Here is a 9,653-nt window from a genome sequence, read left to right as displayed (position 1 = left end):
CCGGCAGCAGTGGGATGCGGCCGGCAACCTCGGCTGCCGGTGTGGGCCGGCGCGGCGGCGTCGGGGGTGCGGTCATCGGGAAAGCTCCTGGGAGGAGAAAGATGTGGCGAGCGCTCAACGGTATCAACGACGACCCGTTCGTCGGTGTCGTCCGTTTGGACGCAATCACGAGGACCCGACGCGACGACCCCAAAGCCGTCCGCTCAGTCCGGCTCGTCCCCGTCTCCCAGAGCGCCGTCAGAGTCCTCGACGAGATCGAGGCGCACCCCCAGCAGTCGGATCGGTCGTCCCTGTTCGAACTTGCCCAACAACTCCACGACGACCGGGGTGATCACGGCCGAGTCGGTGCTGGGGGCCGGCAACTTTCGCGACTTGGTCCGGGTGTAGAAGGTGGAGGTGCGTACGGTGACGGCCACCCGAAAGGCAACCCGTGCCTCCGCGAGGACCTGGGTCAGCAAATCCTCGGTGAGTTCGGTTGCTGCCGCAGCGATCTCATCGGGCTCGGTGAGATCGGTGGCGAAGGTCCGGGATTTGGAGTGGGATTTCGCGACGAACGGTTCGACGGTGATGGTCGAGTCGCCGCCGCCACGGCAGAGTACATACAACCAGTTGCCCTGGTGCGGGCCGAATCTCGCGATGAGGTCCTCGCGGGAGGTGGCGATGAGCTCGTCGACCGTGTTCACCCCCATCTCGGTCAGTTTGTCCGCGGTGCGCGGGCCGACACTCCACAGGTCGCGGGTAGGGGCAGAACCCATGAGCGGCAGCCAGTTCCGGTTGTCGAGTAGGAACACACCACCCGCCGATTCGTCGCGCTTGGCGAAGCCGGTGGCCATCTTGGCACGTTGTTTGTTGTCGCTGATGCCGATACGACACGACAACCCACTGCGGTGCGCGACCTGTTCGCGCAGTCCGGTCGCGAGGGTGCGGATCTCGGCGTCGGTCCCGTCGTCGACCCCGGCGTAGGCCTCATCCCAGCCCCAGACCTCGATGGGGTGTCCCGACTCCCGCAGGATGTTCATGACCTGGGCCGACGCCGCGTCGTAGGCCGCCATGTCGAGCGGCAGATACACCGCATCGGGCATCTTGCGGTAGGCGGCCCGCAGCGGCATCCCCGCTCGCACACCGACCGCACGCGCCTCGTAGGACGCACAGGTCACCACCTTGCGCGCCTCGGTCGGATCCCCGTTACCACCGACGATCACCGGCACACCGACCAATTCGGGGCTGCGCAACCGCTCCACCGCGACCTGGAACTGGTCGAGGTCAATGTGCAGGAGCCACCGATGACGCACAGGAGTCGGCGATCGGTGGCTCGGCTCACTCACCTTCGCCACGATACCGCCGACGTCGTGGTCCCGAGCGTGATCGGGGATGGGCGAGATCAGACCGAGCCGAGCAACCTGAGTCCGACCTGTTCGCATGCCAGCGCCAACGAGTGCCGGTTGTAACGCAGCAACGTCAGATCCGACGTGCCCGGGGCCAACCGGTCGCCGACGGCCGGCAGCCGTTTCTCGTCGGGGACCGAGAAGAACGACGCCGCCTTGCTGACGGTGATCTCGAACCACGCCCGGCGTGGGCTCGTCAGCGCCGGCACCACTTGCGCGAGAACCGTATTCATCATCGCGCGATCGCGATGCAGCGGCGGCGGAACGAGATTGAGCGACCGCGACGCCGTCGCCACGTCGGTCGGATCGCTCAACGCATGCGCGGCGACCAGCAGAAAGGCCAGGCGTACCAGATCCGACCTGGCGGCGTCGTCGCCCTTGGCAGCATCGGACAGCAAGAAGCCCTGGGCACGCACCGGCAGTGCACCGGCGACCCCACGCAAGGGGTTGCTTGCGCCCCGATCCACATGGCCCCGATCATCGAGCTGCCGGCCATCAAGGCGACGGCCATCGAGGTGAAGGCCTCCGAGGGCGTCGCGCAGCATGCCCGCCAGGACGTCACTGGTTCGCAGATGCCTTGCGATCGAGGCGCGCACCTGGGTTCGCACCGACTCGTCGAGCTCCCACGGCGCCGACGATGACGCGTCGGTCCCGTTGTCGCACACCAGCATCCGCAATGCGGGTAGCACGATCACCTCTTCGACGTCGTAGGCCTCGAGGATCGCGTTTCCGCCGAGAAACGCTCGGCGAGTCAGTGTTTCGCACTCCATGAAGTCGAACAAGATGCAGCCCCCACGTTGAATCGATGGTCCGCCGACGTCCCCGAGCGTCAGTTACTCACGAGTAGGTCTCGTACTGAGGAGTAAGTTAGACCACATTGGGTGTCGTGTCCAGATCTGGCCCACAATCTCTTGTGGTAACGCGTGTATACGAATTGCACACGGGCCGAACGCAATACAGACCAGCGAACACCCGGTGTCAACAGGCGAAGTGTGCGCAGCATCGACGAGGGGCGGTTCACTCCCGGCGAGGCATCAGCTCAGCAGGCTCGCGGTGTCAATACAACTCCGGACGTCGATCGGCGAGATACCGCCAGGTCTCACGTGACCATCGGAGAGTGTCACGGTCGGCAGTGGCGAGGATGACTTGCTCGTCGCGCCCCGCCGAGACGTCGATGGTGCCGCCGGGGCCGATCATCTCGCTGAGACCGCCGAACGACAGTTCCCGTTCGCTACCAACATAATTCGCGTAGGCGAGGTACACCTGATTCTCCAACGCCCGCGCCGGCAGGAGGATCTGCTGCACCTTGTCGTATTCGGGCATGTTCGCCGTCGGCACACACACCACATCGGCTCCGCGGATCGCCAAGTCGCGCACCATTTCCGGGAACTCGACCTCGTAACAGATGAGCATGCCCAACCGCCATGACCGGAAGTCGATCACCGGCGCACGCGTCGTACCTGCGGTCACCATCGCGACGTCGAGGTCGCCGAAGAGGTGCGTCTTGTGATGGGTCGCGATCGTCACGCCGTCGGCATCGACGAGCCGAATGGTGTTGTACACCGCCTCTTTCACACCGGCGCCCAACCCATGAGCGTCGGTCACGCGCTCGGCGCACCCGTAGAGCACCGCGAGACCGTAGCGCGAACACAGTTGCGCCACCGATGCAGCGATCGGGCCGTCGGCCTCATCGGCTCGTGCGCGCGCAGCCGCGGCGCCGATGTTGTAGCCGCACAGGAACATCTCGGGGGTGATCAGCAAGTCGGCCCGCCCGGCCACGTCGGCCATGGTGTGCTCGAGCCGCTCCAGGTTCTCCGCGATGACGCCTGCGTGATCATCGCGGTCGGAATCGGGAAGTGGTGAACACTGCCAGAGGGCCAGGCGCAGGGTGTTGGGCGATCCGGTGTTCGGCGACCCGGCGTGCGGCGATCCGGAATCCAGCGACTTGTCGGTCATCCTCATCCCCCGATGTCGATCGGTCCGAGTTCGGCGTACCGGTCCCCCGGCCCCGGATTGTCCGGATGGCACCGTCCGCCGAAATGCGTCATCACGCCCCAAACCGCGTTGAGTCCGGTCTGCACCGCCCCCTCCACCCACGCCGGGGTGAACGAGACGTCGTCGCCTGCGATGAAGATCCCCCGCTCCTGCTCGGGAAGGAGATGTTGATCGTGGAAATGACCGTACATGCGGGTGTTGTACCGGTAGTGCCCGGGCAACGCACCCTTGAATGCGCCGAGGAAGTTCGGGTCGTCCTCCCACGAGACGGTGATCGGACGGCCGACGATGTGTTCGGCGATATCGAGATCCGGGTAGATCTTGCGCAACGCCGACAGTGCCAGCGACACACGACGTTCCACGGGGTGCGGCAACATCTTCAGCGCGTCGCTCATCCACGAGTAGGACAGGCAGATCACCCCGGGACGGTCGGGGCCGTTGTCGAACAGATAGGTACCGCGGGTCAACCGGTCGGTCAGCGTCATGCTGAGCACGTCGCGTCCCGTGCGCGGATCCCGGTCGGTCCAGAATGGCCGGTCGACCATCACGAAGGTCTTCGACGACTGCATGTACCGGGTGCGGTCGAGGGCCATCCACAGATCCTGGCTGAACAGTGCCTCGTCGCACTCGATCTCGGTGGAGAGCAACCACGCCTGACACGTCGCGATCACCGCGCCGAACACCCGCGAATCGCCCCACCGGTCGGTGACCTCGATGCGGTTGGGTCCGAGCCGACGCAAGGAGCGCACCCCGGCCCGTGGGGCACCGTGGTGCAACGACGACAGGCTCGTCCCCACCGGCCAGTGCGTGATCTGTTGCGGCGCATCGGCCCACAATGCCCGCGGCACCTGCTCGGCGCCGCCGACGATCAGGTGCTGATCGGTGTCGCAGTTGGTCAGCACCACCCGCAGGATCTCCAGCATCGAGTTGGCGAAGTCCGAATCCCAACCGCCGGTGCCGAATCCGACCTGACCGAACAATTCCCGGTGACGGAACGACAGTGAGCCGAATTCGGTGGAGGTCGCCAGGAAGTCGTAGAAGCTGCGGTCGTCCCAGTCGGCGACGAGCGCATTCCATCGGCGCTTGAGCTCGATTGTGTCACGCTCACGAATGGCCTGCTGCAAACCGGTGTAGCCGGCGATGCGTTCGAGCGCCGCGTCCCACGCGTCGGAGATCTCGCGGTAGACCGGTGGCAGGTCGTCGAGGGTGCGGGCGTAGAACGTCTCGCCACCGATGTCGATCACCGTGCTTCCGGCGGCCTCGGTGAGCGGGTTCGGGAATGGCGCCGACCGCAGACCGAACCGGTTCACATAACCGAAGAAGGCGCTCGACGAGATCGGAAAGCGCATGCCGCCGAGCTCGGCGACCTCCGGCTCACCGGGCACGAACGGCTCCGACCGCAACCGTCCGCCGATACGATCGGGCTCGTAGACCACCGGCCGCAGCCCCAGCCGCATCAGCTCGTAGGCCGCGACCATCCCGGCCATACCGGCACCGATGACGGCGACCTCGGCACCGAGTGCATCGGGAGGCACCTCGCCCAGCCCGGCGGGATGGGCGATCCACTCGTCGTAGGCGAACGGGAAGTCGGGGCCGAAGATGGTGATCGGGGCAGCGGACGGATCGCCGTCTACCGGCATCAGGTGATCAGGGTTTCCCACGCCTGTAGAGGTTAGGCGGTGCGCGCCCATCCGTCCGTGGGTGACGCACAACACACCGGGGCCCGGGAACCATCGGTCTCGACGCGCCGACCTCTTCTGCGATGCCCCGGGGAAGTTCTCCGGGCCCGCACTCGAAGTCAACCAGCCCAGCCCGAAAGCAGGACGAACACGTGGTGACGACCCAGACCGCCGATGTCTCCGATCCCCTCGAACCCCGGACCCCCGGGGCGTCGGACCGGCTCGACACACGTGGTGCCACAGGCCGTTCCGCTGCCGACCGGTGGCGCCCCCTGCTGCTGCGCTGGCACTTCTACGCCGGCATCCTGATCGGTCCGTTCCTGCTCGTCGCGGCCGTCACCGGCACCTTGTACGCGCTGATCCCCCAAATCGATCGCGCCGTCTACGCCCACGAACTGACCGTCGATCGCATCGGCGGCGCAGAGCTCCCGCTGTCGGCACAGGTGGATGCCGCGCGGCGTGCGCATCCCGAGGGCGCCATCGTCTCGGTGACACCGGCCCCGCGCGCCGGGGACACCACCCGGGTGGTGCTCGCCACCGACGACCTGCCCGCCGACCGCACCCGCACCGTGTTCGTCGACCCCTACACCGGGGAGGTCCGCGGGGCGCTGCCGACCTTCGGCGAGTGGCTGCCGGTCCGGGCGTGGTTCGACGATCTGCACCGCAATCTGCATCTCGGTGACCTCGGCCGCAACTACAGCGAGATCGGCGCGAGCTGGTTGTGGGTGGTGGCCCTCGGCGGGCTGATCCTGTGGATCGGCCATCGGCGTCGCACCCACAAACTCGCCCGGCTGGCCGTCCCGGACCGCACCGCACCCCGGCGCGCCCGCACCCTGAGTTGGCATGGCGCGGTGGGGGTGTGGATCATCATCGGTCTGATCGGATTGTCGGCGTCTGGACTGAGCTGGTCGCGCTTTGCCGGCGAGAACATCGGTGACCTGCGCAGCGAATTGTCGTGGACGACGCCTGCGGTGACGACGACGATCGCCGGCTCCGGTGACGCGGCCGCGCATCACGGTTCCGGTGCCGCCCAGACCGGTCTGGCACCGCTCGGCGCCACCGACTTCAGCGCCACCGACTTCAGCAAGGTCTACGACACCGCCCGCGCCGCCGGGCTGGTCGGTCCCATGAACATCTCGGTGCCCGCGGAGCCGGGGGCCGCCTGGTCGGTGAAGGAGAACGCCCGCGGCTTCCCGAGCCACTACGATTCGATCGCCGTCGACCCGCATACCTTCGCCGTCACCGATCGCGTCGACTTCGCCCGGTGGCCGTTCATGGCGAAGATGACCACCTGGGCGATCAGTGCGCACATGGGCCTGTTCGGCATCGTCAACCAGATCGCGTTGGTGGCGTTGGGGATCGGACTCATCAGCGTCATCGTCCGCGGCTACCTCATGTGGTGGCGGCGACGACCCACCACAAGCAATCGACATCTCCCCCAGGCACCGCGCCGTGGGGCGCTGAGCGGTCTGCGCCCGGTGGAGGCACTTGCCGTCGTCGCCATCGCGGCGGGACTCGGCTGGTTTATGCCGTGGTTCGGAATCCCGTTGGCGCTGTTCGTGATCGTCGACGCCGGACGCGGCGTGTTCACCGCACGCCGACGCACCGACACCAAGGCCGATGCAGCCGTGGTCGGGGCAGTCCGATGATCGACGACATCGTATTGCGGTGGGTGGTCACCGTACTGTTCACGCTGGCTGCAGCGCAGTGCGCGTACCTGATATTCACCCGTCGGATGCCGTGGGAGGCTTACGTCGGGCACGTGCTCCATCTGGTCATGTCGCTGGCCATGCTGGCGATGTCATGGCCGTTCTCGGCGAGCTGGCCGACCGCGGGACCGATGTGGTTCTTCGTCGTCGCAGCGGCGTGGTTCCTGGTGAGCCTGGCGCTGCATCCGAAGATGCGTCCCACCGACGACTGTGGTTGTGTCCCACCGACCACCACACCATTCGGACGGCTGGCCGCGGTGTATCACGCCGTGATGATGGGCGCGATGGCCTGGATGTACGCGGTGATGAACGGCACCGTTCTGCCCGGCGGGCCGACGACGCAGGCGATGGCCATGGGCTCGCCGGGGCCGTCGGTGACCGTGCTCGCGCACAATCACGACGACATGCCCGGGATGAACATGCCCGGCATGGACGTGGGCCATCACGCCGCGCAACCCGGCTACGTGACACCCGTCAACTGGATTCTCACCATCGGCTTCGCTCTCGCCGCGGCGGTCTGGTTGTACCTGTACTTCGCTCGTCGTCGGGCCCCGGGTGCCTCGACCGATCTGATGACCTTCGCCGGGGACCTCTGCCAGGTGTTCATGGCGGTCGGCATGGCGATCATGTTCGGGGTCATGCTCGGCTGAGCGTGGCTGCGCCCTCTCACATCGCGGGCCTCTCCGATCGCGGGTCCGTCAGATCACCGTGGCCTGCCACCGCTGGGTGGGATGAACTTTCGCGCGGTAGAGGGCACCGTCGGCGACGTCGACCAGGGTGGTACTCGACACCGTCGGCTCGGGATTTTCCAGCGCTGCGATGCCGATGGAGATCCCCAGGGCCGACACGGGATCGGAGGCGGATACCGAAGTCGAGATCCCGCGCACACCGGCGGCGATCGCCGCGGCGAGATCATTGACCTCCGTGAGGGTCTTGCGGGTGCAGACCACCGCGAATTCATCTCCACCCCAGCGGCATACGACGTCCGTTCGGTGGGCTGCCGTGAGCATCGCCTCGGCGACCGACCTCAGGACGGCGTCGCCGGCAACGTGCCCGGAGGTGTCGTTGACCTCCTTGAATCCGTCGAGATCGCAGATCAGCACTCCGAGCACCCCGGTCCGCTGGCTGTGTAACCGGCTCTCCAATTCTTCGAGCCACACCTCTCGCACAGTGAGCCCGGTCAGCCCGTCGTGATCGGCGCGGTAGCGGATGGCGTTCAGCTCGGCGCGGGCCTGCGTCCGATCGGCGATCGTACACACGAATAGCGCTGCGTCGGTGATGGATTCGACGCGGCGGGCGGTCACGTCGACCCACCGGTCCCAATGCAGCCCGCGGGGGTGGCGCAGCCCGCAGAACTCGGCGACGCTCCCCCCTTCGCCCGGCTCCAAACCGTCGAACCGCCGCGCCAACTCGTCGGCGTCGACCGCGACGACGTCGGCGAGCACCTGTCCGTCCCACTCACCGGGTATCGCATCGGTGAGCTGCAGGAAGGCGTCATTGACGTCGATCAGTTGCAGCCGCGAGTCGAGAAGCGCCGTCGCCAGGGGCGATTCGGCGAACGAGGCCCGATAGAGCCGCACCCGGTCGGCCGCCCGGCCGGCCTCGGTGACGCGGGTCAGTGCTATCCCGACCCGGACACCGAACAGTTCGAGCAGTGCCTGTTGCTCCGGGTCGGGAGTCATCCCGCTGCGCGGCAGGTCGACGCTGATGACCGCCTGCAACTGCTCGTCGGCATAGACGGGAACGAGAAGGGCGAACTCCGGCTCCCACACCGCGGGCGGTAGGAATCCGGGCGCGGTGTCGGCGGTGTCGACCGGCTCCGCGCCCGACGCGAACCGTTCCCGCCACGGATCGATCGACGCTACGCCGTCGGCCATCTCCGCTTCTCGCGTCAGATACAGCCCACCCCAGCGTTCGGCGGAGTCGAACAACTCCAGCCAGACGGACTCGGTCATCCGCTCACCATGGAGGTTTTCGAGTTCGGGCGGACCGACCACGGCACGGACCTCGAAGTCGCCGTCGTCACGCCGCACGTTGACCGCGACGGCGTCGAAGCCGATCACCTCGATGATGCCCCGGGCGATGACCTGCAGAACGTCGTCGAGATCGGCGCCCTCACCGAGTTGCTGCGCCACGCTCATCATCGCGAGAAGCGATGCAAAACCCATCGACGCCCGGCGATCCACGTGAACATTGTGCGCTGTCACGAAGACCCGTGGGGCGGCGAACCAAACCTTGACTTTGGTTTGGGGCGCAATTCACAGAAACCTGGAGATCACGGACCTGATGTGTCCGCAATCGAGGAGATGCTGGCAGCGACCGAGTGACCACGCACCCGATTCGCAGACAACCCGAAAGGCCGAGCACATGGATTGGACACTGGAAGTGGCATTCCTCCCCGTCACCGACGTCGACCGCGCCAAGGAGTTCTACACCCGCGTCGGATTTCACCCCGACCATGACAGCTCGCCGTCACACGACATCCGGTTCGTCCAGATGACCCCACCGGGGTCGGGCTGCTCGATCGCGTTCGGCACCGGCATCGTCGATGGTCCGCCGCCCAGCCGGTCGACGTTGATGCTCTGCGTCTCCGACATCGACGCAGCCCACCGGCACCTCACCGACGCCGGAATCGAGGTTTCCGACGTCGACATCACTCAGTGGGGACACTTCGTCTACTTCGACGATCCCGACGGCAACCACTGGAATGTGCAGTACCTGCCGTATCGACATGAGAGCTGATGGGCCCACACAAGACGCTCCAAAAAAAGACAGCGACCCCCGCACCTTCCGGTGCGGGGGTCGCCTGACCTCTTGAGGTGACTAGCGGTAGTCGCCGCTGGAGAAGCCGTAGTCGTCGAGCGGCACCGCAGCGCCGGCGGGGG

At 66.6% G+C, this 9,653-nt stretch carries 8 protein-coding genes; 3 read left to right on the top strand and 5 right to left on the bottom strand.

Features of this window, described 5'->3' with window-relative positions; genetic code table 11:
• Positions 1-203: 203 nt before the first annotated feature.
• The 4 genes from B1964_RS04415 to B1964_RS04400 form a co-directional block, all read right to left on the bottom strand.
• On the bottom strand, positions 204-1,325 hold the full coding sequence (locus tag B1964_RS04415; RefSeq protein WP_139765625.1) for a DNA polymerase IV: 1,122 nt from the start codon (positions 1,323-1,325) through the stop codon (positions 204-206).
• Between the two features lie 56 nt (positions 1,326-1,381).
• On the bottom strand, positions 1,382-2,167 hold the full coding sequence (locus B1964_RS04410; RefSeq protein WP_079928995.1) for a hypothetical protein: 786 nt from the start codon (positions 2,165-2,167) through the stop codon (positions 1,382-1,384).
• 274 nt (positions 2,168-2,441) lie between these two features.
• Positions 2,442-3,341: a carbon-nitrogen hydrolase family protein gene (locus tag B1964_RS04405; RefSeq protein ID WP_079928994.1), complete on the bottom strand. Its 900-nt coding sequence runs from the start codon at positions 3,339-3,341 to the stop codon at positions 2,442-2,444.
• 2 nt (positions 3,342-3,343) lie between these two features.
• Complete coding sequence (locus tag B1964_RS04400; protein ID WP_079928993.1) at positions 3,344-5,020, bottom strand: NAD(P)/FAD-dependent oxidoreductase; 1,677 nt, start codon at positions 5,018-5,020, stop codon at positions 3,344-3,346.
• Between the two features lie 191 nt (positions 5,021-5,211).
• Between B1964_RS04400 and B1964_RS04395 the strand changes: the two genes are divergently transcribed.
• Together B1964_RS04395 and B1964_RS04390 are read left to right on the top strand one after the other, a co-directional pair.
• Positions 5,212-6,708: a PepSY domain-containing protein gene (locus B1964_RS04395; RefSeq protein ID WP_079928992.1), complete on the top strand. Its 1,497-nt coding sequence runs from the start codon at positions 5,212-5,214 to the stop codon at positions 6,706-6,708.
• A complete protein-coding gene (locus tag B1964_RS04390; RefSeq protein ID WP_079928991.1) occupies positions 6,705-7,418 on the top strand; it encodes a DUF5134 domain-containing protein in 714 nt (237 codons plus the stop codon). The genes B1964_RS04395 and B1964_RS04390 overlap by 4 nt, the downstream gene beginning before the upstream one ends.
• A gap of 48 nt (positions 7,419-7,466) precedes the next feature.
• On the opposite strand, the gene B1964_RS04385 is transcribed toward B1964_RS04390, so the two are convergent.
• Complete coding sequence (locus tag B1964_RS04385) at positions 7,467-8,936, bottom strand: sensor domain-containing diguanylate cyclase (protein WP_253193883.1); 1,470 nt, start codon at positions 8,934-8,936, stop codon at positions 7,467-7,469.
• Positions 8,937-9,135: 199 nt separating this feature from the next.
• Here B1964_RS04385 and B1964_RS04380 point away from each other — a divergent pair, with 199 nt between their 5' ends.
• On the top strand, positions 9,136-9,510 hold the full coding sequence (locus B1964_RS04380) for a VOC family protein (RefSeq protein ID WP_079928989.1): 375 nt from the start codon (positions 9,136-9,138) through the stop codon (positions 9,508-9,510).
• Positions 9,511-9,653 lie beyond the last annotated feature (143 nt).

Origin of the sequence: Gordonia sp. i37, assembly GCF_002043085.1 — a bacterium.
Taxonomy (GTDB): Bacteria; Actinomycetota; Actinomycetes; order Mycobacteriales; family Mycobacteriaceae; genus Gordonia; species Gordonia polyisoprenivorans.
The sequence above is the reverse complement of the archived record's forward strand: the minus strand, read 5'-3'. Positions and strand labels throughout refer to the sequence as shown.

Coding starts and splice junctions, on each gene's coding strand:
- B1964_RS04405 (WP_079928994.1), bottom strand. CDS start 3,341: ATGACCGACAAGTCGCTGGATTCCGGATCGCCGCACGCCGGGTCGCCG.
- B1964_RS04400 (WP_079928993.1), bottom strand. CDS start 5,020: ATGCCGGTAGACGGCGATCCGTCCGCTGCCCCGATCACCATCTTCGGC.
- B1964_RS04390 (WP_079928991.1), top strand. CDS start 6,705: ATGATCGACGACATCGTATTGCGGTGGGTGGTCACCGTACTGTTCACG.
- B1964_RS04385 (WP_253193883.1), bottom strand. CDS start 8,936: ATGGGTTTTGCATCGCTTCTCGCGATGATGAGCGTGGCGCAGCAACTC.
- B1964_RS04380 (WP_079928989.1), top strand. CDS start 9,136: ATGGATTGGACACTGGAAGTGGCATTCCTCCCCGTCACCGACGTCGAC.